This is a genomic window from Rhizobium sp. L9, from assembly GCF_002531885.1.
GTDB lineage: Bacteria > Pseudomonadota > Alphaproteobacteria > Rhizobiales > Rhizobiaceae > Rhizobium.
In genome coordinates, this window is the sequence record NZ_NWSZ01000043.1 from 12,338 (window position 1) to 37,086 (window position 24,749).

Annotated in this window: 25 protein-coding genes, 1 tRNA gene and 1 pseudogene; 15 read left to right on the forward strand and 12 right to left on the reverse strand. The window is 61.1% G+C overall.

What is annotated here, in order from left to right:
• Window positions 1–203 precede the first annotated feature (203 nt).
• The 5 genes from rpsM to CO660_RS30205 all read left to right on the forward strand — a co-directional run bounded on the left by rpsM (window position 204) and on the right by CO660_RS30205 (window position 3,299).
• Window positions 204–572, forward strand: a complete 369-nt coding sequence (rpsM, locus tag CO660_RS30185) for a 30S ribosomal protein S13 (protein WP_097601652.1) — start codon at window positions 204–206, stop codon at window positions 570–572.
• A 133-nt stretch (window positions 573–705) separates the two neighbouring features.
• A complete protein-coding gene (rpsK, locus tag CO660_RS30190) occupies window positions 706–1,095 on the forward strand; it encodes a 30S ribosomal protein S11 (RefSeq protein WP_003547577.1) in 390 nt (129 codons plus the stop codon).
• A gap of 97 nt (window positions 1,096–1,192) precedes the next feature.
• On the forward strand, window positions 1,193–2,203 hold the full coding sequence (locus tag CO660_RS30195; RefSeq protein ID WP_003547579.1) for a DNA-directed RNA polymerase subunit alpha: 1,011 nt from the start codon (window positions 1,193–1,195) through the stop codon (window positions 2,201–2,203).
• 124 nt (window positions 2,204–2,327) lie between these two features.
• Entirely contained in the window at window positions 2,328–2,750 is a 423-nt protein-coding gene (gene rplQ / locus CO660_RS30200; protein ID WP_011424993.1) for a 50S ribosomal protein L17, read from the forward strand.
• A 156-nt stretch (window positions 2,751–2,906) separates the two neighbouring features.
• On the forward strand, window positions 2,907–3,299 hold the full coding sequence (locus CO660_RS30205) for a DUF2809 domain-containing protein (protein ID WP_097601670.1): 393 nt from the start codon (window positions 2,907–2,909) through the stop codon (window positions 3,297–3,299).
• A 9-nt stretch (window positions 3,300–3,308) separates the two neighbouring features.
• Here the strand turns inward: CO660_RS30205 and msrQ are convergent, their stop codons facing one another.
• The gene (msrQ, locus tag CO660_RS30210; protein WP_097601653.1) at window positions 3,309–3,965 is read right to left on the reverse strand and encodes a protein-methionine-sulfoxide reductase heme-binding subunit MsrQ; all 657 of its coding nucleotides are present in this window, start codon (window positions 3,963–3,965) and stop codon (window positions 3,309–3,311) included.
• Entirely contained in the window at window positions 3,965–4,912 is a 948-nt protein-coding gene (gene msrP / locus CO660_RS30215) for a protein-methionine-sulfoxide reductase catalytic subunit MsrP (RefSeq protein ID WP_097601654.1), read from the reverse strand. Before msrP ends, msrQ begins: the two co-directional genes overlap by 1 nt.
• A gap of 339 nt (window positions 4,913–5,251) precedes the next feature.
• Between msrP and ilvD the strand changes: the two genes are divergently transcribed.
• Complete coding sequence (ilvD, locus tag CO660_RS30220) at window positions 5,252–7,090, forward strand: dihydroxy-acid dehydratase (RefSeq protein ID WP_097601655.1); 1,839 nt, start codon at window positions 5,252–5,254, stop codon at window positions 7,088–7,090.
• Here the strand turns inward: ilvD and CO660_RS33515 are convergent.
• From CO660_RS33515 to CO660_RS30230, 3 genes are all read right to left on the reverse strand, one after another.
• A tRNA-Lys gene (locus tag CO660_RS33515) sits at window positions 7,081–7,159 on the reverse strand. The genes ilvD and CO660_RS33515 overlap by 10 nt on opposite strands.
• The gene (locus CO660_RS30225; protein WP_086005019.1) at window positions 7,150–7,500 is read right to left on the reverse strand and encodes a hypothetical protein; all 351 of its coding nucleotides are present in this window, start codon (window positions 7,498–7,500) and stop codon (window positions 7,150–7,152) included. Before CO660_RS30225 ends, CO660_RS33515 begins: the two co-directional genes overlap by 10 nt.
• A gap of 19 nt (window positions 7,501–7,519) precedes the next feature.
• Window positions 7,520–7,900 carry a YkvA family protein gene (locus CO660_RS30230; RefSeq protein ID WP_097601656.1) on the reverse strand — a complete coding sequence of 127 codons (381 nt, stop codon included), beginning with the start codon at window positions 7,898–7,900 and terminating at the stop codon, window positions 7,520–7,522.
• 133 nt (window positions 7,901–8,033) lie between these two features.
• Between CO660_RS30230 and CO660_RS30235 the strand changes: the two genes are divergently transcribed.
• On the forward strand, window positions 8,034–9,437 hold the full coding sequence (locus CO660_RS30235; protein WP_097601657.1) for a DegQ family serine endoprotease: 1,404 nt from the start codon (window positions 8,034–8,036) through the stop codon (window positions 9,435–9,437).
• A complete protein-coding gene (locus tag CO660_RS30240) occupies window positions 9,434–10,750 on the forward strand; it encodes a replication-associated recombination protein A (protein WP_097601658.1) in 1,317 nt (438 codons plus the stop codon). The genes CO660_RS30235 and CO660_RS30240 overlap by 4 nt, the downstream gene beginning before the upstream one ends.
• 13 nt (window positions 10,751–10,763) lie before the next feature.
• Here CO660_RS30240 and CO660_RS30245 read toward each other — a convergent pair whose 3' ends face one another.
• The 4 genes from CO660_RS30245 to CO660_RS30260 all read right to left on the reverse strand — a co-directional run bounded on the left by CO660_RS30245 (window position 10,764) and on the right by CO660_RS30260 (window position 14,129).
• Window positions 10,764–11,438, reverse strand: coding sequence for a VIT1/CCC1 transporter family protein (locus CO660_RS30245; protein ID WP_097601659.1), 675 nt, complete (start codon window positions 11,436–11,438; stop codon window positions 10,764–10,766).
• Between the two features lie 246 nt (window positions 11,439–11,684).
• Window positions 11,685–11,996 carry a DUF1883 domain-containing protein gene (locus CO660_RS30250; protein WP_085777832.1) on the reverse strand — a complete coding sequence of 104 codons (312 nt, stop codon included), beginning with the start codon at window positions 11,994–11,996 and terminating at the stop codon, window positions 11,685–11,687.
• A gap of 123 nt (window positions 11,997–12,119) precedes the next feature.
• Window positions 12,120–13,124 carry a 2-dehydropantoate 2-reductase gene (locus CO660_RS30255; protein WP_097601660.1) on the reverse strand — a complete coding sequence of 335 codons (1,005 nt, stop codon included), beginning with the start codon at window positions 13,122–13,124 and terminating at the stop codon, window positions 12,120–12,122.
• Between the two features lie 153 nt (window positions 13,125–13,277).
• On the reverse strand, window positions 13,278–14,129 hold the full coding sequence (locus CO660_RS30260) for an oxidoreductase (protein ID WP_097601661.1): 852 nt from the start codon (window positions 14,127–14,129) through the stop codon (window positions 13,278–13,280).
• A 113-nt stretch (window positions 14,130–14,242) separates the two neighbouring features.
• Between CO660_RS30260 and CO660_RS30265 the strand changes: the two genes are divergently transcribed.
• A complete protein-coding gene (locus CO660_RS30265; protein WP_097601662.1) occupies window positions 14,243–15,130 on the forward strand; it encodes a LysR family transcriptional regulator in 888 nt (295 codons plus the stop codon).
• A 12-nt stretch (window positions 15,131–15,142) separates the two neighbouring features.
• On the opposite strand, the gene CO660_RS30270 is transcribed toward CO660_RS30265, so the two are convergent.
• Window positions 15,143–15,706, reverse strand: a complete 564-nt coding sequence (locus CO660_RS30270) for a nucleoside 2-deoxyribosyltransferase (protein ID WP_097601663.1) — start codon at window positions 15,704–15,706, stop codon at window positions 15,143–15,145.
• Window positions 15,707–16,005: 299 nt separating this feature from the next.
• On the opposite strand from CO660_RS30270, the gene CO660_RS30275 reads away from it, so the two are divergent.
• Window positions 16,006–16,980 (forward strand): alpha/beta hydrolase, encoded by a 975-nt coding sequence (locus CO660_RS30275; RefSeq protein WP_097601671.1) that lies wholly within the window; start codon window positions 16,006–16,008, stop codon window positions 16,978–16,980.
• A gap of 33 nt (window positions 16,981–17,013) precedes the next feature.
• On the opposite strand, the gene CO660_RS30280 is transcribed toward CO660_RS30275, so the two are convergent.
• Together CO660_RS30280 and CO660_RS30285 are read right to left on the reverse strand one after the other, a co-directional pair.
• Complete coding sequence (locus tag CO660_RS30280) at window positions 17,014–17,637, reverse strand: peroxidase (RefSeq protein WP_097601664.1); 624 nt, start codon at window positions 17,635–17,637, stop codon at window positions 17,014–17,016.
• A 101-nt stretch (window positions 17,638–17,738) separates the two neighbouring features.
• A complete protein-coding gene (locus CO660_RS30285; RefSeq protein WP_097601665.1) occupies window positions 17,739–19,271 on the reverse strand; it encodes a PAS-domain containing protein in 1,533 nt (510 codons plus the stop codon).
• Between the two features lie 263 nt (window positions 19,272–19,534).
• Between CO660_RS30285 and CO660_RS30290 the strand changes: the two genes are divergently transcribed.
• From CO660_RS30290 to CO660_RS30310, 5 genes and pseudogenes are all read left to right on the forward strand, one after another.
• Complete coding sequence (locus CO660_RS30290) at window positions 19,535–20,590, forward strand: LacI family DNA-binding transcriptional regulator (protein ID WP_097601666.1); 1,056 nt, start codon at window positions 19,535–19,537, stop codon at window positions 20,588–20,590.
• A 22-nt stretch (window positions 20,591–20,612) separates the two neighbouring features.
• Window positions 20,613–22,226, forward strand: coding sequence for an acyl CoA:acetate/3-ketoacid CoA transferase (locus CO660_RS30295; protein WP_097601667.1), 1,614 nt, complete (start codon window positions 20,613–20,615; stop codon window positions 22,224–22,226).
• Window positions 22,219–22,998 (forward strand): enoyl-CoA hydratase/isomerase family protein, encoded by a 780-nt coding sequence (locus CO660_RS30300; RefSeq protein WP_097601668.1) that lies wholly within the window; start codon window positions 22,219–22,221, stop codon window positions 22,996–22,998. Before CO660_RS30295 ends, CO660_RS30300 begins: the two co-directional genes overlap by 8 nt.
• Window positions 22,998–24,506, forward strand: a complete 1,509-nt coding sequence (locus tag CO660_RS30305; protein WP_097601669.1) for an aldehyde dehydrogenase family protein — start codon at window positions 22,998–23,000, stop codon at window positions 24,504–24,506. The genes CO660_RS30300 and CO660_RS30305 overlap by 1 nt, the downstream gene beginning before the upstream one ends.
• 97 nt (window positions 24,507–24,603) lie before the next feature.
• Window positions 24,604–24,749, forward strand: a pseudogene (locus CO660_RS30310) (sugar ABC transporter substrate-binding protein); the annotation flags it as partial.

A 24,749-nucleotide genomic window follows, 5' to 3' on the forward strand; every position in this document is an offset into this window, starting at 1 on the left:
CGGAAACGGTTGCTTTTCAGCAGTGATTCCGCTAAACACCGCGCCAACTCGCGACATTCCCTGCGATCGGCGCGGATTTCCCTGGGAAGTCCGGGTGCGGTCGTTTTGACATGTTACGGACATTAAATCTGAACGGGCGGCCCTGAGGGTCGCATAACGAAGCCCACTTGCCGGATGGCAACTGGAATGCAAGGAGAACAGGCGTGGCACGTATCGCTGGCGTCAACATCCCGACTGCAAAGCGCGTAGTCATCGCGCTGACCTACATTCACGGGATCGGTAAGAAATTCGCACAGGAAATCGTCGAGAAGGTCGGTATTCCGGCTGAGCGTCGTGTGCATCAGCTGACGGACGCTGAAGTCCTTCAGATCCGCGAAACCATCGACCGTGACTATCAGGTCGAGGGTGATCTTCGTCGCGAAACCGCGATGAACATCAAGCGTCTGATGGATCTCGGCTGCTACCGCGGCCTGCGTCATCGTCGCGGCCTTCCGGTCCGCGGTCAGCGCACGCACACCAATGCCCGCACCCGTAAGGGTCCGGCAAAGGCAATCGCTGGCAAGAAGAAGTAATTTCCGGGAAACCGGGGTGGGGAGGCTGGCGGTCCGCGCCGGCCTCTTTTGAGTTTGGAGCGGGACCATGTAGGCGCCGTTCCGGTGTAGCCGCTGGTATTACGGCGGTGAAGAGATCAAAGAAAGGAATAGCATGGCTAAGGAAGCCGTCCGCGTTCGCCGTCGCGAGCGCAAGAATATCTCGTCGGGTGTCGCGCACGTTAACTCGACCTTCAACAACACGATGATCACCATCACCGATGCGCAGGGCAATGCCATCGCTTGGTCGTCGGCTGGCGCCAAGGGCTTCAAGGGTTCGCGCAAGTCGACCCCCTTCGCTGCCCAGATCGCTGCCGAAGACTGCGCCAAGAAGGCCCAGGAACACGGCATGAAGTCGCTGGAAGTCGAAGTCTGCGGTCCGGGTTCGGGTCGTGAATCGGCTCTGCGTGCGCTCCAGGCTGCAGGTTTCATGATCACGTCCATCCGCGACGTGACGCCGATCCCGCACAATGGCTGCCGTCCGCGCAAGAAGCGCCGCGTCTGATCATCGCTCTCGTCACCGGTGAGCGCCTTGGCGCTCCCGGTGGTTTTCAAGCTCGGTTGTCACGATTGGATGGTGGCAACGAACGGAAGGCAAACTCATGATTCAGAAGAACTGGCAGGAACTGATCAAGCCGAACAAGGTGGAGTTCTCATCGAGCTCGCGCACCAGGGCGACGCTCGTCGCCGAACCGCTGGAGCGCGGCTTCGGCCTCACCCTCGGCAACGCGCTTCGCCGCGTTCTGCTCTCCTCGCTGCGCGGTGCTGCCGTTACGGCGGTGCAGATCGATGGCGTGCTGCATGAATTCTCCTCGATTCCCGGCGTCCGCGAAGATGTCACGGATATCGTGCTCAACATCAAGGAAATCGCCATCAAGATGGATGGCGACGACGCAAAACGCATGGTCGTGCGCAAGCAGGGCCCGGGCGTTGTCACGGCTGGCGACATTCAGACGGTCGGCGATATCGAAATCCTCAACCCCGAGCATGTGATCTGCACGCTCGACGAGGGCGCCGAGATCCGGATGGAGTTCACCGTCAACAACGGCAAGGGTTATGTTCCGGCCGAGCGTAATCGTGCGGAAGATGCTCCGATCGGCCTTATCCCGGTCGACAGCCTCTATTCGCCGGTCAAGAAGGTGTCCTACAAGGTTGAAAATACCCGCGAAGGACAGGTTCTCGACTACGACAAGCTGAACATGACCATCGAAACCGATGGCTCGATCACCGGCGAAGACGCCGTCGCTTTTGCGGCGCGCATCCTCCAGGATCAGCTTGGCGTCTTCGTCAACTTTGACGAGCCGCAGAAGGAAACCGAAGAGGAAGCAGTCACCGAACTTGCTTTCAACCCGGCTCTCCTCAAGAAGGTGGACGAACTCGAACTGTCGGTCCGTTCGGCAAACTGCCTGAAGAACGACAACATCGTCTACATCGGTGACCTGATTCAGAAGACCGAAGCAGAAATGCTCCGCACGCCGAATTTTGGTCGCAAGTCGCTGAACGAAATCAAGGAAGTTCTCGCATCCATGGGCCTGCACCTCGGCATGGAAGTGCCGGCATGGCCGCCCGAGAACATCGAAGATCTCGCCAAGCGCTACGAAGACCAATATTAAGAAAACAAAAGGCAGGCTCTTTCGGCTGCCTTTCCCCGTCAAACAGCAGGCATATCGCCTGCATGTGCCAGGAAACGGCAGGCCCGGTAACGAAGTAAGGGCACTGCATTAAAGGAGAATAGCAATGCGCCATGGTAAAGCCGGCCGCAAGCTGAATAGAACTGCAAGCCACCGCAAGGCGATGTTCGCCAATATGGCGGCTTCGCTGATTACCCACGAGCAGATCGTCACGACCCTGCCGAAGGCCAAGGAAATCCGTCCGATCGTCGAAAAGCTCGTCACGCTCGGCAAGCGCGGCGACCTGCACGCTCGCCGTCAGGCGATCTCGCAGATCCGCGATGCTGCCGTCGTCTCGAAGCTGTTCGACACGATCGCAACGCGTTACGCCACCCGCAACGGCGGCTACCTGCGCATCATGAAGGCCGGCTTCCGCCAGGGCGACAACGCCGCCATGGCCGTGATCGAGTTCGTCGACCGCGACACCTATGCTAAGGGCGCAGCCGACAAGGCCCGCGTCGCTGCCGAAGAGCAGGCCGTCGCCGCCTAAGTCTTCCGCTTCGGCGGATAGAAAACAGCCGGGCTGCGAAGCCCGGCTGTTTTCGTTTGTGGTCGAAAACGGAAGCGGCGCAGCTTCTTCGGCGACAGAGCCATTCGTATGTCTGTCCCGGAGCTCCAAACTGTGGAGATTAAGATGGAAGGTTCTATGCGCGAAGCGCATTCTCGAGCGCAGCTCCTCCGTCTCGCGGCTGTGCTTGTGGTGATTTCGGCCGGCCTGGCGCTCAGGCGCTTCGGCTACGCGGTCGATCTGCCTTTCGTCGTCGTCAAATATGGCGGGTCGGCGCTGTGGGGAGCGATGGTCTATCTGCTGGTGGCGCTCGTTCTCGGAAAGTCACCGCGGGCAGTCATTGCGGTCATGGCGCTGTTCATGGCAATCGCAGTCGAATTCTTCCGACTTTATCATACACTCTGGTTGGACGCGTTTCGGTTGACGACTGCAGGCGCCTTGTTGCTTGGCCGGATATTTTCCCTCTGGAACATACTGGCCTATGCGATCGGCATCGCTGTGGTCTGTGCCTTTGATCCCGCGCGCCGTTGACGGCTGGCTTCAGGAAACCGACGCCACCGCACGATTGCGCTGCCGCCCCTGGCTTTTCTTCCGACTGCGCGCGATCGGCCGCCAGGAGCGGTAAAGGATGAGCGCGATGATCAACCCCACATAAATAAACTGCTCGAGATCGAGGATCTTGGTCGAAAGGGCAAAATGCAGAGCCCCGCAGGCGGCAATGATGGTGACGAGGCGGTGTAGCCAGATCCAGGTCGTACCGAGGCGACGAATCGAGAAATTATTGGATGTCACCGCCAGGGGAATAAGCATGGCAAGGCCAGCCATGCCGAACATGATGAACGGGCGCTTCAGCACGTCGTTGACGACGGCCTGAATATCCATCGCCTGGTCGAGCACCATGTAAACGGTGAAATGCATCAGCGCATAGTAGAAGGTCAAAAGGCCGAGAGCGCGGCGGTAGCGCAGATAATTCCAGCCGAACAACTCGCGGCCAGGGGACACTGCAAGTGTTGCGATCAGGAAGCGGATTGTCCAGATGCCGAGGAAGAGCTCAAAGGTCTTGACCGGATCGGCGCCGAGTTGATCGGTCGCGCCGAGATAGAAGGTCCAGGCGGCGGGCACGAACCCGACGACATAAAGCAGCCAGACGGAAGCGGGCTGCCAGCGCTTCGGGATGGCGAGCGACAGTTCCGCCATCAGAAATTCGCCTTCAGATCCATGCCGGCATAAAGGCTCGCCACCTCGTCGGCATAGCCGTTGAAGGGCAGGGTGGGATGACGGCTGGCGCCGAAGAAGCCGCTTTCGCCGATGCGCCTCTCGCTCGCCTGGCTCCAGCGCGGATGGTCGACGGCCGGATTGACGTTGGCGTAGAAGCCGTATTCCTGCGGGTTGGTCACCTGCCATGTGTTCTTCGGCTGCTGATCGGTCAGCGTGATGCGCACGATCGACTTGATGCCCTTGAAGCCGTATTTCCACGGCACGACGAGGCGGATCGGCGCGCCGTTCTGGTTCGGCAGCGTTTCGCCATAGAGCCCGACGGCAAGCAGAGTCAGCGGATGGCGCGCCTCATCCAGGCGCAGACCCTCGACATAGGGCCAGTCGAGCGACTGGAAGAAACCCTTTTGGCCCGGCATCTCCGCCGGCCGCACCACGGTTTCGAAGGCGACATATTTGGCGCTGCCGAGCGGCTCCACCTTGTCGAGCAGGGATGTCAGGGGAAAGCCGTCCCAGGGAATGACCATCGACCAGGCCTCGACGCAGCGCATGCGATAGATGCGCTCCTCGATCGAGAATTCCTTCATCAGCGCGTCGACGTCGAAGGTGCCCGGCTTGTTGACCATGCCGTCGACCTTAACCGTCCAGGGCCGCGGCTTGAAATCACCGGAGAGCGCGGCGGGATCACCTTTGTCGAGACCGAACTCATAGAAATTATTGTAGGTCGTGACGTCCTTGATCGGCGTCGTCTTCTCATCGACCTTGTACTTGCTCTCGACGGCGGAAAGGGCGGCCGCGCTCGCCTTTCCAGCGCCATAGAGCGCCATGGCGCCAAGCGTCGCTGCGCCCAGGAATTCACGGCGGCGCAGATAGATCTGGCGCGGCGTGATCTCCGACGACGCGATCTTTGGGGGGCGATAGTTTGGCATGTCGAAAACCTCCAGGGCGGATATTCCGAATATAGTCCCTAAACGAACCGCCCGCATGTTCGGATCAATTTCTATGCCTTGAATATTGCTGACAGGAAGCCAATTTTTTGTGTTCGGCTGTGATGGGATAGGGTGTAACCAAAGGCCCGCCGAACCGTATATATGCGAATGGCGCTCAACGCGCTTCTCCCGGCGGCGTACCGGATTTGGCCTTGCCGGTAGTGACAGCCCCCATCGATTGGATTAGGACAATTCCAAAAAGCGGCGTTCGCCCGGCGCGCAGGCTTCATCGCCGCCCCGGCTTCGCCTGATGTTTCCGACATGTCGAGGAAGACACCGATGCCAGCTTACCGTTCCAGAACCACGACCCACGGCCGCAACATGGCGGGCGCGCGCGGCCTTTGGCGCGCCACGGGCATGAAGGATTCGGATTTCGGCAAGCCGATCATCGCGGTGGTGAATTCCTTCACCCAATTCGTGCCGGGCCACGTCCATCTGAAGGATCTCGGCCAGCTCGTCGCCCGCGAAATCGAGGCGGCCGGCGGCGTCGCCAAGGAGTTCAATACGATCGCCGTCGACGACGGCATCGCCATGGGCCATGATGGCATGCTCTATTCGCTGCCCTCGCGCGAGTTGATCGCCGACAGCGTCGAATACATGGTCAATGCCCATTGCGCTGATGCAATGGTCTGCATTTCCAACTGCGACAAGATCACTCCCGGCATGCTGATGGCGTCGCTGCGCCTCAACATCCCCACCGTCTTCGTGTCCGGCGGTCCGATGGAAGCGGGCAAGGTCGTGCTGCATGGCAAGCAACATGCGCTCGACCTCGTCGACGCCATGGTCGCGGCTGCCGACGACAAGATCTCTGATGACGACGTCAAGGTGATCGAGCGTTCAGCCTGTCCGACCTGCGGCTCGTGCTCCGGCATGTTCACCGCAAACTCCATGAATTGCCTGACGGAGGCGCTCGGCCTGTCGCTGCCCGGCAATGGTTCGACGCTTGCCACCCATGCCGATCGTAAGCGCCTCTTCGTCGAGGCCGGCCACCTGATCGTTGATCTCGCCCGCCGCTACTACGAGCAGGACGACGTCAAGGCGCTGCCGCGCACCATTGCCTCCAAGCAGGCTTTCGAGAATGCGATGGCGCTCGATATCGCCATGGGCGGTTCGACCAATACGGTCCTGCACATCCTGGCAGCAGCCCATGAAGGCGAAGTCGATTTCACTATGGCCGATATCGACGCCCTGTCGCGCCGGGTGCCATGCCTGTCGAAGGTCGCGCCTGCCAAGAGCGATGTACACATGGAAGATGTCCATCGCGCTGGCGGCATCATGTCGATCCTCGGAGAGCTCGATAAGGGTGGCCTGCTGAACCGCGATTGCCCGACCGTCCATGCCGAGACGCTCGGCGATGCAATCGATCGCTGGGACATCACCCGCACCAGCAGCGACACCGTCCGCAACTTCTATCGCGCCGCTCCCGGCGGCATCCCGACCCAGGTCGCCTTCAGCCAGGAGGCCCGCTGGGACGAGCTCGACACCGATCGCCAAAACGGCGTCATCCGTTCGGTCGAACATCCCTTCTCGAGGGATGGCGGTCTTGCCGTGCTAAAGGGTAATCTCGCGGTCGACGGCTGCATCGTCAAGACGGCCGGCGTCGATGAATCGATCCTGAAATTCTCAGGCCCGGCCCGCGTCTTCGAAAGTCAGGATGCGTCGGTCAAGGCGATCCTCGCCAACGAGATCAAGGCCGGCGACGTCGTCGTCATCCGCTACGAAGGCCCGAAGGGCGGTCCCGGCATGCAGGAAATGCTCTATCCGACGAGCTATCTGAAGTCGAAAGGCCTCGGCAAGGCCTGTGCGCTCATCACCGACGGCCGCTTCTCCGGCGGCACCTCGGGTCTCTCGATCGGCCATGTCTCGCCGGAAGCGGCAAATGGCGGCACGATCGGCCTGGTGCGCGAAGGCGACATGATCGATATCGATATCCCCAACCGTACGATCAGCCTGCGTGTCAGCGAGGCCGAGCTCGCCGCCCGCCGCGCCGAGCAAGACGACAAGGGCTGGCGGCCGACCGAGGTTCGCAAGCGCAACGTCACCACCGCGCTCAAAGCTTACGCTGCCTTCGCGACGAGCGCCGATCGCGGCGCCGTGCGGGATCTGAACGCTCGCTGAGTAGCCTCGAACCTACGACCCGCTGATCAAGAGTCAGCTGCTCTGTCAACCGGTCGCTGTCAAAGCGGCCGGTTGATGTTTTTGTAGGTCTCGCCGAGCTGCTTCATCCGCTCGTCGTAGGCAGCCTTGATGCAGGCGGCATCGGCGCCGCATTCCTGCCGCTTCTTCAGCCAGGCGGTTTGCTCGTCCTGCAACGTGCCGCGAGAGCCCATGGCCAGCAGCCCGGAGAGCAGCTCGAAAGTCGTCACCATCTTGACGTCGGCGTCGTTGAGGGCGCGGTTGTCGCAGATCGCCTTTTCGTCCGGCTTCAATTCCTTCGCATCACAATCGAAGCTCGCCGACCATGCAGGATCCGATGGGAAAATCAGGATCGCCAAACCGAGCGCGGCCGACATTCGCCATGTCATCATCATCTTCCTTTACTGCCGATCAAATCAGCTTGCGCACTGCCAGAGCCAGAAAGATGATGCAGGCGAGCCAGACGACAAGGATGAAGATCAGTCCGGCCCCGCCGGAGGGGCGCTCAGTCCGCCTTGAGGCCTCCTGGCGAAGCGCAGCCATCACCTCTGCCGGCACAAGCCGCGTCGCCAGCAGGATGCCGAGCGGCACGATGACGAGATCGTCGACATAGCCAAGCACAGGAATGAAGTCGGGGATCAGATCGATCGGCGAAAGCGCATAAGCTGCGACAGCGCCAGCGACCGCTTTCGCATACCAGGGCACGCGAGGATCGCGGGCGGCAAGCCACAGCGCCACGATGTCACGCTTCAGTGACTTTGCCCAGATTTTGGCTTTTGATATCAGTTGCATGGTGGATCTTCCCGGATCAAATTCGCAGCGCCTTCAAGGCACTTCCTTGCCTTATTCTTCCATGCTTCCGCCCTCTTTCCTTTCTAGCGTCGGACGCTACAACGTTGCTTAAGAGGATTCAAAAGGGATACCCATGCAAGGCCTGTTCAAGCGCGCCTCCGTTTCGCTCTTCGCTCTCATGCTCGTTCTGCCGGCTGCGGCCCAGGCGCAGACGGCAAAGACGGTGCCCGAGAGCCAGATGCAGATGCAGCTCTCATTTGCGCCGCTGGTCAAACAGACCTCGGGCGCCGTCGTCAACGTCTATGCGGAAAAGATCATCCAGCGCCAGTCGCCCTTTGCCGGCGATCCCTTCTTCGAGCAGTTCTTCGGTCAGCAGATGCCGAATCGATCCGAGAAGCAGTCCTCGCTCGGGTCCGGCGTCATCGTCGAGGCGAACGGCACTGTCGTCACCAACAATCACGTCGTCGAAGGCGCCGATGACATCAAGGTGGCGCTGCCGGATGGCCGCGAATTCCCCTGCAAGGTGGTGCTGCGCGATGACCGCGTCGACCTCGCCGTGCTGAAGATCGACACCAAGGAGAGCTTCCCGACGCTGCCGATCGGCAATTCCGATACTGTCGAGGTCGGCGATCTGGTGCTGGCGATCGGCAATCCCTTCGGCGTCGGCCAGACGGTGACGAGCGGTATCGTCTCCGCACTTGCCCGTAACCAGGTGGTCAAGAACGAGTTCGGCTTCTTCATCCAGACCGACGCCTCGATCAATCCGGGCAACTCGGGCGGCGCATTGATGAACATGAAGGGCGAGCTGATCGGCATCAACACCGCGATCTTCTCGCGCGGCGGCGGCTCGAACGGCATCGGCTTCGCCATTCCTGCCAATCTCGTCAAAGTCTTCCTCGCTTCCGCCGATGCCGGCGTCAAATCCTTCGAGCGGCCCTATGTCGGCGCAAGCTTCGATGCCGTGACGTCGGAAGTCGCCGAAGCGCTTGGGCTCAACAAAGTACGCGGCGCACTCGTCGTCAAGGTTTCGGAAGGCAGCCCGGCGGCGAAGGCCGGGCTGAAGGCCGGCCAGATCGTCACATCAGTCAACGGCATTTCCGTCGAGCATCCGGATGCGTTGCTCTATCGCCTGACGACAGCCGGCCTCGGCAAAACGGTCAATCTGACCGTCATTGACAACGGTCACGAGGAGCAGTTGTCGCTGGCGCTCGACCGCGCGCCGGAGACCTCGCCGCGCGACCAGCGCGTCATCGGCGGGCGCACTCCCTTTACCGGCGCCGTCGTCGAAAACCTGTCGCCGCGCGTCGCAGATGAATTGCGCATGCCCGCGGAATCGGCGGGTGTCGTCGTTGCCGATGTCAAGGAAGATTCCCCGGCAGCCCGCCTGGGTTTTGAGCCCAAGGATATCATCGTTTCGATCAACGGAACGGAAGTAAAATCGACCAAAGAACTGGCCGAGATAGCCAGCAGCGATCCGGGTCTCTGGCGGGTCGAAATCGAGCGCGATGGCCAGCGTATCAGGCAGTTCTTTCGATGAGCAATGATCTCTTCGCGCCGCGTATTCCGGAGGAGGTTGCCGCCAGGCGGCCGCTTGCCGACCGGTTGCGGCCGAAGACGCTTGCCGATGTCACCGGTCAGGAACATCTGACCGGTGAGGACGGCGTGCTGAAGAGGATGATCGAAAGCGGTTCGCTCGGATCGATGATCTTCTGGGGTCCGCCAGGCACCGGCAAAACGACGGTGGCGCGGCTGCTTTCCGGTGAGGCGGGGCTGGCCTTCGAGCAGATTTCGGCGATCTTTTCCGGCGTCGCCGATCTGAAGAAAGTGTTCGAGGCGGCTCGCATGCGCCGCATGGACGGCCGCCAGACGCTGCTGTTCGTCGATGAGATTCATCGTTTCAACCGAGCCCAGCAGGACAGTTTCCTGCCGGTCATGGAGGACGGCACCGTCGTCCTCGTCGGCGCCACCACCGAAAATCCCTCCTTCGAGCTCAACGCCGCTCTGTTGTCGCGCGCCCGCGTCCTCACCTTCAAGTCACATGACGAGGAGAGCCTGGAGGAATTGCTGACGCGCGCCGAGGCGATCGAGCAGAGGCCGCTGCCCCTGACCGAGGAGGCGCGCGCCAGCCTGATCCGCATGGCCGATGGCGACGGCCGCGCGGTTCTGACGCTTGCCGAAGAGGTCTGGCGGGCGGCGCGCGAGGGGGAGAGTTTCGACACCGAAGCGTTGACGCATATCGTCCAGCGCCGCGCCCCTGTCTACGACAAGGCGCAGGACGGCCACTACAATCTGATTTCGGCATTGCATAAATCGGTGCGCGGCTCGGATCCGGATGCTGCGCTCTATTATCTCGCCCGCATGTTCGATGCCGGCGAGGATCCGCTCTATCTTGGCCGACGTCTGGTGCGCATGGCGGTGGAGGATATCGGGCTTGCCGATCCGCAGGCGCTGGTGATCTGCAACGCCGCCAAGGATGCTTATGACTACCTGGGGTCGCCGGAGGGGGAGCTGGCGCTTGCCCAAGCCTGCGTTTATCTCGCCACCGCTCCGAAATCGAATGCCGTCTATACCGCATTCAAGGCGGCAAGCCAGGCCGCGAAGCAGAACGGCTCGCTGTTGCCGCCCAAACATATCCTCAATGCGCCGACCAAATTGATGAAAGGCGAGGGCTATGGTGAAGGTTATCGCTACGACCATGACGAGCCGGACGCCTTTTCCGGCCAGGATTATTTCCCGGAGAAAATGGGCCGCCAGACCTTCTACGATCCGCCGGAGCGCGGCTTCGAGCGGGATATCCGTAAGCGGCTGGAATGGTGGGCGAAGCTGCGCAAAGAGCGCAATCCGCGCTGACGCGTGGGCGGGGTTAACCGCCAAGAGCGACCGCTATGGCGACCAGGAGCAATCCGAGGCAAGTCATTGTCATCCCCGCATAAAAGGGCCTGCCTCCCGAAAATTTCGCCCACGCATAACCCGTCACGAACAGCAGCGTGATGAGAAACAGGTTGCTGACTCTCAGAGCGAGGTGGGCGCTGTCGATGAGAAACAAAGGGGTCACGGCCGGTATGGACGTGACCGAGACGAGAAAGACGACCGCGAGGGCGGCAAGGAGATCATTTTTCGAGAGGGACGCCCTCACAGGATCGGCCCTGCGTGCGAGCGTCAGCAGTGATCTATAAAGCGGGTCCGCATCGGCAGCCTTTGCAGAAAACGGTGCTTCTTCGATCGGGAATTCTTTCGCGAGCATGTTGAGCGCCGCGGTCTCGCTTCCGGCGGCTTTGATTTGCCGAAAAAGGCGCAGCCGCCTGCTCTTGTAAAACGTCGTCCCCAGAACGAACAAAACGGCGTCAATGATCCCCCAGGCGACGTTGCATCCGACTGTTGCGACGATCAACTCCTGAGCATCCAACCCCTCTTCTTCAAAAACAAGTCTCGAGCCAACCGTCAAAGTCAGCGCCATGATCAGTCCGAAAAGGACTTCACCGAGTGCATCGCCGGGATCGATGATATCGGTAACACGATCAATCGGGTTCGAAGTCATGGGCTGCCCCAGGTGATGAGATCTTCGTCTGCCGTTCCTCTCTCCACGATCCGAGCATGAATGGGAGCCGACTGCAGCTGGCGGCGTGGTGGAAGCCCCGCGACTGAGAATTGTGAACGACGACTCGGGATGATTCATTGATCGTGATCAAGATCAGTACGATTGGCCGTCTCGTGATCAGGTCTGTCGACAAAACACGTCCGTGCCTGTCCTGGCGCGTCAGAAAAGATGCCGGTGCTGCAAAGCTCAGGAGGGGCGTGGCGTCTTCTGATTGACAGGCGCGGCGATCACCTTGACGGCGGATTCCGCGAGCCCGTGGTGGCCTTCCATATCGACGACAACGTGCCAGTGGCCGCTTTCCGGAACGGCGAGCTTGACCGGCGACTTGCGCGCCACGCCGCCGATATATTTGAAATCGAGAACCTCGGTGAAACGCTGGAAGTTCGGCGCCGTCATCAGACGAACATTGTTCACCGCATTCAGAGACACCTCGACGATCGTTCCGGCTCGCTGTTCCTTGAGATCGTAATGGGTGAAGCGGAAATTCGGTTTCTGCATCGGTCTCGCGGCGTCTGATAACTTGGCGAGATTTTACCAGCATGCCGGTTAACGAAAAGTTGGAAATCGGCGCGGTGTCGGGAAAGGAATGATCGACCCCGATGGCCGCCGCTCTCCTCGTTGTCAGTTGCCGCGCCGGTTTTCCCGATCCAGCTGCGTTACCAGCGCCAGGATCGTCTCCGATACCGGGGTCGGCACGGCGATCAAGCGTCCAAGCGCCACCAGCATGCCCACAAGCGGGGTAATTTCGAGCGCCTTGCCGCCGATCAAGTCTTGCAACATCGAGGTTCGAACCCCGCCGATGTGGCGCGATTGCTCCAGCCGCTGCTCGACTGACATGGCGAAATGCGCGCCGACCGCGTCGCCGACGGCGCGCACTTCCTTCATGACCTTGCTGATCAGATCCATGAGCGACGGATCCGCCATAATGTCGGTCATCAGCGCCCGCGTCAGAGCGCTGATCGGGTTGAAGGCGGCATTGCCCATCAACTTGCTCCAGATTTCGCTGCGGATGTCCGCCGTGGTCGTAATGCTGAGGCCGGCGCCGGTCAGCACCGCTGCTATGGCCGAAAGATCGGCAGACATTTCGCCGGAGGGCTCGCCAAGCACGAAGCGGCCGTTGTGAGAAAGCCGGATCTCGCCCGGGCTGGCAACTTCCGCACCTTGATAAGCGACGCAGCCAATCACGCGGTCGGGGCCGATCAGCCGCCAGAGCCTGCCGCCGGGATCGAGCTCGTCGAATTGCAGCTCCGCATATCCGCTCCTGGTATCGCGATGAAAATACCACCACGGAATGCCGTTGAGGATCATAACGACGCGGGTGCCTTGCTTGAGCAGACCGGCGATCCCCTCGGCGGCAGGCGGCAGCTGATGTCCCTTCAGGCCGGTGATGACGAGATCCTGTCGCGGCAATGTCTTCGGATCGTCGGTTGCCGTCACGCGCACCTTGAGCGGGGTTTCCGCATCGGCCCCGCGCAGGCTGAGACCGTGGCTGCGGATCGTATCGAGATGCGCCCCACGCGCGACGACGGAGACGTCGATGTCGTTATCTTCCTTGCCTGCGAGCTTGGCGGCGATAGCGCCGCCAAGGGCGCCGGCGCCATAAATACAGATGGACTTGATGGACATGCGTTGCCTCTTCACGGGTCACGGTCTGACTTACATCTAGGCCATCCTCAGCGAGAGGCGAATGCCAATTCGCCGCAAGGCGTCTTTGCATCAATTCCAAGGCGCTGCCGCCGCATGCCCAGATCCGAATGCGGCGGCATTGGTCTTGGCTGCTCAGACCCCAGCGGTTGCGTGGCTTGCAAAATCCGTGGAGACGGCAAGCTCGCGCCAGGCGGCCAGTTCCTTTTCGACACTCGCATGCTGCGCCTCGATCATGGCGACCGTATCGCTGCCGAATGGCATGCGCAGCGGCGGGTTGGCGGAGTTGACCATCGTCATGATGCCGGCAGCGAGCTTGGCGGGGTTGCCAGGCTGGGCGTGATTGGCGTCGGCGGCGAAACTACGCATGTTTCCGGCCGGCGTGCCTTCGTAATCGGCGATCGAGGCCGGGCTTATTGCCAGCGAGCTGTCGGCGAGGAAGTCCGTGCGGAAGAAGCCGGGCTCGACGATCGTCACCTTGATGCCGAGAGGTTCGAGTTCGGCGGCCATGGATTCCGACAGTCCCTCGACGGCGAATTTGGTCGAGCCGTAGACACCCCAGCCGGGATAGCCGAAATAGCCACCGATGGAGGAGAAGTTCAGGATATGGCCGGCACGCTGGCGGCGCATATAGGGCAGCACGGCGCGTGTCACCTTCAGGAGACCGAAGACATTGGTGGCATAGATCCTTTCGATCTCTTCGGCTGTGGCTTCCTCGACGGCGCCGAGTAGGCCGTAGCCGGCATTGTTGGCAAGCACGTCGATGCGGCTGAAGCGGGCGATGCCGGCGGCTGCAGCCTCCTTCGCTTGCGTCTCGTTGGTGACGTCGAGGGCGACGGCCAGCAGGTTCGGATGATCCCCGAACTGCTCGATAATGGTCTTGGCGTTGCGGGCGGTGGCGATGACGGCATCGCCCGCTGCAAGTGCTTCCTTGGTCATCAGCGCGCCGAAACCGCGCGATGCACCAGTAATAAACCAGACTTTCATGACGAATTCCTTTGTTGTTGTCGCATCTTTATGCTGACGGGCTGAATTTGACCGAAATTCCGATGCTGTATAAGATTTGTTATTATTGATTCTATGATGAGTGGAATTCAGCAATGCGTGCAACGGAACTTTCCGAACTGGCCGCCTTCGCGGCCGTGGCGCGGCACAAGAGCTTCCGCAAGGCAGGGGAGGAGCGGGGCGTCACAGCCTCTGCCGTTAGCCATGCCGTGCTTAATCTGGAAGACCGAGTTGGCATCCGCCTGCTCAACCGCACAACCCGCAGCGTTTCGCTGACGGAAGCAGGCGAACTCCTGGTCTCACATCTCATCCCGGCGTTCGGGGAGATGGCGACCGCACTCGATGCGCTGAACCGCTACCGCGACACGCCATTCGGCAGGGTGAGGATCAACGTGCCGAATTCGATCGGTTCCTTCGTCATCGGCCGTGTCATCGCCCCTTTGATTGAACGTAATCCCAATTTGCAGCTGGAAATTAACGCGACCGATCGGCTGGTCGACATCGTCGAGGAAGGTTTTGATGCCGGCATCCGTTTCGGCGAGCGCGTCACGGAAGGCATGATCGCCCTGCGCATCAAGCCGCGCATCCGCCTTGTCGTTGTCGGTTCACCGGCCTACTTCGCAAGGCGTCCGAAGCCGCAAACGCCTTACGAGCTCAAGCGCCACCTCTGCATCCAGAACATGTTTCCCTCCGGTGCACGTTATGCCTGGGAATTCGAGAAGGACGGCCAGACGGTGAGCTTTCAGCCGACCGGACCGCTTTCGCTCGACGATCACGAACTGATGATGCAGGCAGCGCTCGGCGGCGTCGGCCTTGCCTATATCTGGGAGCCTCGCGTCGCAAAGGCCATTGCCGACGGAGAGCTCGTCCAGGTGCTCGATGATTGGTGTCAGCCGGAGGAACCGCTCTATCTCTATTATCCCAGCCGCCGACACATGTCTGCGGGCTTCAGGGCGGTGATCGACGCGATCAGGGCAGAGTAAAAGCTTCAATTCCTACCCACGCAGATCAGCGATCGTCTGAAGCGCCTGAAGATAAATCGTCAGGTCGCGTGCAGGATCCGCCGGCAGAGTTGTCGCACGGAATACCTTGCCTCCCGTCGCCTCGACGCCTCCGTCGATCATCAGGTTGTCGGCCATGCCGTGATTTTCAATCGCGATGCCGTCAGGCCCGCGCGGGCGTCCGCTCGTCTCGTCGATCTCCATTCCCGCATACCAGATCGAGCGGACGCGCAGCCCATAGTCGTCGGGGTGGTTGGTATAGGCGAAGACCGATTTCCCGAGAGCAATCATGAAGCCGATCTCGTAGACCGTGCCCGGGTCGGCGCTGACGCCCCGAAAGGGAGTGATGTTGGCGAGGCAGATTTCGGCCCGGCGCATGGCGACGTCATTGCGGGCGAAGATCTCCGCAGCCGTCCGCTTTATCGGCGTCTGGTTCTCGTCACTGCCGGGCCCCGTCGGTTCGAAGCCGAAGTGACGCGCCAATCGGCGTTTCTCGGCCATGATGGGCGGTGCATCGGGAAGAAAGACTTCCGGGCCGGCAAGGTAAATGGTGGTCATCGGTATCCTTCATTCCTAAGCGAGCCGAAGCACGGAAGTTGAGGGCAGGGCGGGAGCCTATTTCCGATGGAAGCCTGCCAGATGGCAAGCCGCGCTAGCGGTGATTGTCGATTTTTTCCGGTCTCCGTTGGAGACTTGAAAAAGCGGAAGGTTGCACTCGTCACCCTTTTGACTCCGCTGGGCAAAGCGGCCAAAGATACGGCCATCGGCAGCATCATCGGGAGAGATTGATGAAGGGGCGGATTTTGTCGAATGCTGATCGAGGAGGGTCGAAGCGGCCCAGATATCTCTTTCCCGCCTTGGTGGTGCTGATTCTATCGTCTCCACTGGCGCTGGGACAGGAAATCGGGCCGCAAAGCCAGTCCTCGCATGCGCAGGTCGAAAAACTGCTCGGCCTCTGGAAGGAGCATTTTGCCGGCGCCGACAGTCTGCAAGAGCGCAGGGCTGCTTTCGCCAGGCTGATGGAAACAATGCCCGGGCCGACGCGCATCCAGGTTAGGCAGGTCGATGCCGACGGCGTGGATGGCGAGCTGATGTGGCCCGCCCGGCTCCATCACCCGATCGGCAAAAGGGTGATTCTCTACATTCATGGCGGCGGCTTTTCCGGCGGTTCCATCCGCACGCACAGCCTCTTCGCCGGTTCGCTCGCCAAGGCCGCATCCAGCGACGTGCTTCTGATCAATTACCGGTTGATGCCGGAGTATGCCTATCCCGCCCAGATCAACGACGCGCTGACGGCCTACCGTTGGCTTCTCGATAACGGCTATCGCAACGAGAATGTCGTCGTGGCGGGAGACGGCGCCGGTGGCAATATCGCGCTCGAGGCGGTGCTGCGGCAGAAGCAGGCAGCAAAACCCCTGCCGGCGGCTGTGATTGCGCTGAGCCCGATCACCGATCTCGCCGCGACGGGCGGAACGATGACGGCAAATGCCGGCAGCGACCCGCTGGTCGATAAGGCGTGGCTCGAGACTTTGCGTAAGACCTATCTCGGCAGCCGGCCTGCCACCGATCCTCAGGCCTCACCGCTTTATGCCGACATGACGAGATTCCCGCCGCTATTGCTGCAGGTCGGTTCCGGCGAAGCCCTGCTTGACGACACGCTGCGCCTCGCCGACAAAGCGCGCGAGGAGGGCGTGGATGTGACCACCGAGGTCTGGCCGGGCATGCCGCATCAGTGGCAGCTATTTCCCGCCATGCTCGACGATGCCGATCGCTCGAGCCAGACTATTGCCGAGTTTGCGATCCGGCATTTTGCCGACAAACCGGAAGAATAGGGGCCACAGCCGCCGGCGTCAGCCGACACTGCATCAATGCGATGTGCCGCCCGAGGCTGTGGGCGCCAGAGGCCGCTCGACTTCCCGGCCGACACTGAGCGCCTTTCGCACATTCGGCTCCAGCCGCTCGATATAGGCGTGATCGGGCGCAGCGCCGAGCGCATCCAGCATTTTCGAAAAGAAACAGCGGGCCGCTGTGGCGGCCGTGACGTCGAAGATTTCGGCGTCACTCAGCCCGTGTTTCTTCAATCCGTCTATATCTTGCTGCGTGACCGATGTCGCATCACGCGCCACCTTGGCTGCAAAGGTCATGATCGCGCGTTCGCCGGCATCGATCGGCGCCTTTTCGGTCTCGTTGACAACCGCCGTCAGCCCGTCGCTGGTAAATCCCTCGCGCAGCAGCACGGAGCCGTGCGCCAGCATGCAATAGGAGGATTTGAGTTCTTTGGCCGCCGCCAGGGTCACCAGTTCGTAGCGCCTGAGGCTCATATGGCCGCGAATGCTCGAAAGCAGCCCGGCCCAGCTCTCCATTACCTCCGGCCGGTGGCCGAAGGCACGATACATGTTCGGCAGATAACCATAATTCGCCTCGGCCGACGCGTACATCGACGTCGTCTTCTCGCTGGCGGATGCATCCGGGGTGTGAATGAAAGCCATGGCATGATCCTCCTCTATTGCGAGAAGGATAGGGTAGATATGCCGGACAGCAATCCCGCTCCGGCAGTTCGGGAACGAGCCATCGGCCATAGGCTGAATGATCAGGCAACGTCGTTGCTCGCCAGTACGTCAGCGGCTCTCTTGATTGGAAGAGTGACGGTGAAGGTGGACCCGCACCCTCTTGCACTCCGCACCTCTATCGAGCCTTGATGCAGTTCGATGATCTGCTTCACAAGATTGAGGCCGATACCGGTTCCGGCAATCCCGGTCGACGTCCGCGCGCGGAAATAGCGCTGAAACAACCGGGGCACGTCTTCAGCATCGATCCCCACGCCATCGTCGCTGACCGAAACCTTTATATTGCCCGTCTCCTCCCATGCCGTGACACGAATTTCGGAGGTTCCTGGCGCGTATTTCACCGCATTCGACAGCAGATTGGTAAAGACCTGGCTTAAGCTGCGGGGATCGGCATCGATGAATTCCGGCAACCCGTCTATGCAAAGCACGAAACGATGCGTCTTTGAGATCGCCGACTGCCGCTCGCAGCATGTTCTGATCAACGTTCCCACCGCGCAGGCGTCATAACTGATATCGGTCTTTCCGTTATCGAGGCGTCCGGCCGCCAGGATGCTCTCGATGAGATCGACGATCCGGCTCACCGATGCGCGTATCTGTTCGACCTTGTCGTTGAGAAATTCGGCCTCGACCGTGCCGCCTTTCCGGAGCAGCCGCTGGGCGGCAGCATCGATGATTGCAAGCGGGGTGCGGAATTCATGTGATGCCATCGCCACGAACTGCCGCTGCAATTCGTTGATGCTCCGCTCGTGGGCGAGCATCCGCTCAAGTTCGCGCGCCTGCCGTTCGACCTCTGCCGTTCGGCTTTGCACCGTAATTTCGAGCTGATCGTGATGGCGGCGCAGTTCTTCCGCCAGCCGCACGGTCTTGGTGACGTCCTCGTGGGTCGCCACATATCCGCCGTTCTGCATCGGATTGTGGGTGATTTTGATGATGCGCCCGTCGGTAAGCGCGATGTTCTGGCTCGCCGGCGCACCGAGTGCCGTCGCTTCGAAGACGACGTCAAAATAGGTGGCGGTATCGGCCGGACCATTTCCCTGCCGACATCGATAGGCGAGAATGTCCACCAGCGGCGTTCCGGGCTGCGTCAGAAAGTCCGGAAGATCGTACATCCGCGCATAGGACGCATTGCACAATATCAGCTTCTTCGTCGAATCGAACATGCAAAGCCCATGCGGCATATTGCTGAGGGCTGCATCGAACCGGTGATGCTGTTCCGTCAGATTGTCTTTTACGCGGATATGCGTCGAGATGTCTTCATAGCTGAGGATCCAGCTTCCCTCTCTCGAGGGAGCGCAGGTCAGTGAGATCATCCGTCCGTCAGACAGTGCAAACTGCGAGGTGTGCGGTCCGCCGATCGTCAACCCTGAACAAGCGGCTGCCTGGCAGTCAGCGGTGCCGGGCAAGCTGTCGATGTTCATTCCTCTGCGCAGAGCGCCATTGGGAAGGCCCAGAATATCAAGCGCGCGGGCATTGAAAGCCGTCACCATATTGGCAGAGTCAAGGAGAACAATGCCCTGCGGCAGGTTTTCCAGCATGGCTTCAAATGAATGCGGCATCTCCGGCCCCGCTTTGGATCTGGCACGTTCCCGATCCCCAGCATTGGCCACAAACGATAAAGTTTCGCTAATGCCTCTGGACAGGAGTTCCTGAGGGCAGTCCATGCCTCGAATTAAATCGTTCCAAAAAAGAATTTCGCCCTGCGGTGTCAGGACGACGGAGTAATGTCCACACGACGCCGCTTTAACGGAAATACCTCTTGACATGTTTGGAACGTTCCAAATAAATATGCATTAGACGACGGTGGGGTCGGGAGGGCGAAGTGACAAAAAACCGGGTGACCGTGATCGACATTGCGAAGGCCGCTGGCGTCTCCAAGTCGACGGTGTCGCTGGTGTTGCAGGGCTCCTCCCTCGTCAACGAGGGAACGCGCGCAAAGGTCAATGCCGTGATGCGGGAGCTTGGCTATGTCTACAATCGCGGCGCGGCCAATCTACGGCAGGCGGGTGCAAAATCGAGGATCATCGGCGTGGTGGTGAACGACCTGACGAACAGCTTCTTTGCCGAGCTGGCGGTGGGCGTCGATATGGTCGTTCAGTCGGCCGGTTTCGTGCAGTTCCTGTCGAATACCGGTGAGAGCATCGACAGGCAGCGCGAAGTTGTCGCATCTATGCGCGAACATGGCATTTCGGGCCTGATCGTCTCGCCGGCGCGCGCCACCGATGCCGCCGACTTCAAGCCACTGGTCGCGGCAGGGATTCCCGTCGTGGTGGTCGTTCGAAACCTGCCCGGCGCCAAGGTGTCGTCCATAGTCTCCGACAACCGGTCCGGCATGATGTCAGCCGTTCAGCATCTGGTGGGTCTCGGTCATAAGCGTATCGCTTTTCTCGGCGGTTTTCCCGATACCGCTGTCTTCGACGATCGCCTTGCCGGTTACCGCAGCGGAATGGAAGCGGCCGGACTCGGCTACGACGAGGCACTCGTGATCTCGTCCGCCCCGTCGCGAGCGGGCGGCGTCGAGGCGATCGGAAAAGCGATTGCTTATGGCGATAGGCCCACTGCAGCCGTCTGCTTCAACGATGCAGTCGCCTTCGGAGTCTGCGACGGATTACGTGCGCGCCGTCTGGAGCCGGGCGCCGACTTTGCCGTCGTCGGTTTCGACGACGTCATCGAGGCTCAGGCGGCGGTTCCGGCGCTGACGACGGTCTCGGTCGATCCACAAGGCATCGGGCGCCGCGGCGCGCTGATGCTCCTCAAGCAGATCAATGCCGGCAAGGCCGAAGCGGAGACGGTGACGACAGCCGTTCGGCTCGTCGTCCGCGAAAGTTGCGGCGCCGGCACAGCCTCGCAGGCGAGGGCCGGCGGAGCGGCAAATTGAAACGGGGTTCGAAGTGACGCACATGAAGAAGCATCTGACACCAGCCGAAGCGGCGGCACTGATCCCGGACGGCGCCGTTGTCACAGTGTCCTCGTCGAGCGGTCTCGGCTGCCCCGACCTGATGCTGAAGGCGATCGGCGAGCGTTTCGATGCGACCGGCCATCCCCGTCACATTACAACCCTTCACCCGATTGCCGCCGGGGATATGAGTGGCATCAAGGGCGTCGACTATATCGCCAAGAAGGGACTGCTCAAATGCGTCATCGGCGGCTCTTATCCCTCCGGCCCGTCGACGGCCGAACCGCCGCTGATCTGGCAGATGATCACCAACAATGAGATTCCGGCCTATAACATTCCCTCCGGCATTCTCTTCGACATTCACCGCGAGGCCGCCGCCAAGCGGCCGGGCGTCCTGACCAAGATCGGCATCGACACCTTCGTCGATCCCCGGCGGCAGGGCTGCGCGATGAACGAACTGGCTTCGAACGATCCGGTGGTCAAGCGCGTCAGCTTCGAGGGCGACGATTGGCTGTTCTTTCCCTCGATCGTTCCTCAGGTCGCCATCATTCGCGCTACGACGGCCGACGAACGCGGCAACCTCACATATGAACATGAAGGCGCCTATCTCGGCGGTCTCGATCAGGCCCTTGCCGCCCGCAATAATGGCGGGATCGTCATCGCGCAGGTCAAGCGGATCACCAAGGAAGGCTCGCTGAAACCGCATGACGTCCGGGTTCCGGGAATGCTGGTCGACTATGTCATTGTCGATCCCGAACAGAAGCAGACGACGCAGACGCAGTACGATCCGGCGATATCAGGGGAGATCTTCCGCCCGCTCGATAGCTTCAGCGTTCCGGAGTTCAATGTTCAGAAAGTCATTGCGCGTCGCGTCGCGCAGGAACTTCAAGCGGGAAGCTGCGTCAATCTTGGCTTCGGCATCTCGGCCAATGTGCCGCGCATTCTGCTGGAGGAGGGGCTCCACGGCGCGGTCACCTGGGTCATCGAGCAGGGCGCGGTCGGCGGCGTGCCGCTGCTCGACTTTGCCTTCGGCTGCGCCTCCAACGCCGATGCCTATATGCCGTCTCCCTATCAGTTCACCTATTTCCAAGGGGCAGGCTTCGATGCATCGCTGCTCTCCTTCCTCGAGATCGGCAGGGACGGTTCGGTCAATGTCTCCAAGCTCTCCTTCCGGCCGCATGTGACGGCGGGTGCCGGAGGCTTCGTCGACATCACGGCGCGGGCGAAGAAGATTGTCTTCTCCGGCATGTTCAACGCCGGAGCGAAGCTTTCGATCGCCGATGGAACTCTGCTCATCGAGAGGGAAGGCAAGCTGAAGAAGCTGGTGAACGAGGTCGAACACGTCACCTTCAGCGGCAGGCGGGCGATCGAGCAGCGGCAGGACATCACCTATGTCACCGAGCGGTGTGTGATGAAGCTGACGCCCGACGGCATCGTGTTGACCGAGATCGCTCCTGGGGTCGATCTGCAGGCTCATATCCTCGACCAGTCCGAGTTCCCGCTGATCGTCGCGCCTGATCTCAAGGTTATGGACGCCGCACTGTTCCTTGAGGCTGAGACCGGCCTCTCGCTTCCCGCAAAGAAGGCGCGGACATTGGAGGGCACCTTTCATGGCTAGCGGAACGGTCAAGGTCGATATCGAAGGCCACGTGGCAACGCTGACGATCTCCCGGCCGGAGAAGCTGAACGCGCTCGATCTCGACATGCTGAAGGCTTTGGCGGAGGCGGCTGACGCGGTGGAGGCGAACCCGGGCGTTCGCGCAGCCGTTCTCACTGGCGAAGGAAAGGGCTTTTCTGCCGGCGGCGATATCAAGGCCTGGGGCGGAATGCTGCCGCAGGAATTCGGTCATTCCTGGGTTCGCCACGGCCACCGTATCTTCGAAAGACTGGCGACGCTCAGGGTGCCGCTGGTCGCGGCCCTGAACGGCCATGCCCTCGGAGGCGGGCTTGAGCTTGCAGGTGTCGCCGACATTCGCCTCGCCGAGCAACACATCAAGATCGGCCTGCCGGAGACCGGCCTTGGAATGGTGCCGGGCTGGTCCGGGACCCAGCGTCTCGTGCGCCGCTTCGGCGCCCAGGCCGTCCGGCGCATGGCGCTCGGCGGCGAGATTTTCACCGCCGAGGAGGCGCGCCTGCTCGGAATCGTCGATGCGGTAGTTCCAACCGGAAACGCGCTGGCCGCCGCCAGGGACTATGCTGAACGGATCGCCGCAAGGGGGCCGGCGGCCATCGAGATCGCCAAGTTGATGATCGCATCGGCGAACGGTGAAGACAATGGAACCGCGGTCGAAGCCCTGGGCTCGATCCTCGCCGCCAAGACCGGCGATCTGAAGGAGGGCGTCGCATCATTCAGCGAGAAGCGCCCGGCAACGTTCAAGGGAGAATGGTAATGACGGTCCTGGTCAACCCCACCGCGCTGAGCGATCACAAAGCACGCGATTTCCAGATGCTGATCGACGGCAGATGGGAGGCCGGCAGCGCCGATCCGATCGAGCGTATCGCGCCGAGCCACGGGGTCGTGGTCAGCCGCTTCCCCACAGGCAGCAAGACGGATGCCGAGCGCGCCATTGCTGCGGCACGCAAAGCATTCGATCTCGGGCCGTGGCCGCGGATGACCGCTTCCGAACGGTCCGCCATCCTGCTCGAGGCTGCCGATCTGATCGCGGCGCGGGCAGAGGAGCTGGCGTTTCTCGATGCGATCGAGGCGGGGAAACCGATCACCCAGGTGCGGGGTGAAATTGCCGGTTCGGTCGACATCTGGCGTTACGCGGCGGCGCTTGCGCGCGACCTTCACGGGGAAAGCTATAACACGCTCGGCGATGGTACGCTCGGCGTCGTGCTGCGCGAAGCGATCGGCGTGGTGTCGATCATCACGCCCTGGAATTTTCCGTTCCTCATCGTCGGCCAGAAGCTGCCTTTCGCCCTGGCAGCGGGCTGCACGACCGTCGTCAAGCCCTCGGAACTGACATCGGGATCGACGCTCGTGCTCGGAGAAATCCTGCAGGAAGCAGGTGTTCCGGATGGCGTCGTCAACATTGTCACCGGTACGGGACCTGAGGTCGGCTCGGTCATGACGTCGCATCTGGACGTCGATATGGTGTCCTTCACCGGCTCGACCGGAGTCGGCAAGTTGACGATGTCGAATGCGGCGCAGACGCTGAAGAAGATCTCGTTGGAACTCGGCGGCAAGAACCCGCAGATCGTATTTCCGGACGCCGATCTCGATGCCTTCGTCGATGCCGCTGTCTTCGGAGCCTATTTCAATGCCGGCGAGTGCTGCAACGCCGGCTCGCGGCTGATCCTCCATAAATCAACCGCCTCCGACATCGTCAGGCGGATTGCCGAGCTGTCGAAGGGAGTGAGGGTCGGTGATCCCCTAGATCCCTCGACGCAGGTCGGCGCGATCATCACGCCGCAGCATCTGGAAAAGATCTCGGGATATGTCGCCGGTGCGAGGGGCAGCGGCGCTCGCGTCGCCCATGGTGGCGAGACACTCGATCTCGGCATGGGGCAGTTCATGTCGCCGACGATCCTCGAAGCGGTGACACCCGATATGGCGGTGGCGCGCGAGGAAGTCTTCGGCCCGGTCCTGTCGGTTCTGACGTTCGAGACGACTGCCGAAGCGATCCGGATTGCAAATTCGATCGACTACGGCCTGTCGGCTGGCGTCTGGAGCCGCGATTTCGACACCTGCCTGACGATTGGCCGGTCGGTGCGGGCGGGCACGGTCTGGATGAACACTTTCATGGACGGCGCCTCAGAGCTTCCCTTCGGCGGTTACAAGCAGAGCGGCCTCGGCCGCGAGCTCGGCCGCCATGCGGTCGAAGATTACACGGAGACCAAGACGCTGAACATGCATATTGGCAAGCGCACCAATTGGTGGATGCCGAGAGTCTAAGGCCGGCGTGGCCGGCAATGAACTACGCCTGAGGAGGGCGGATGATCGGGTGCGGGAATACTTCCGCATCCTCCAAACTGAACTGGGAGGTTCTTTGATGCGTAAGTTTCTGACAACGACTGCGGTGATCGCATTGGCTCTGGCCGGCGCCGGCGTGTCCGCACGCGCTGCCGACGTCAAGGAAGTGCAGATGCTGCACTGGTGGACGTCTGGCGGCGAGGCGGCCGCGTTGAACGTTCTTAA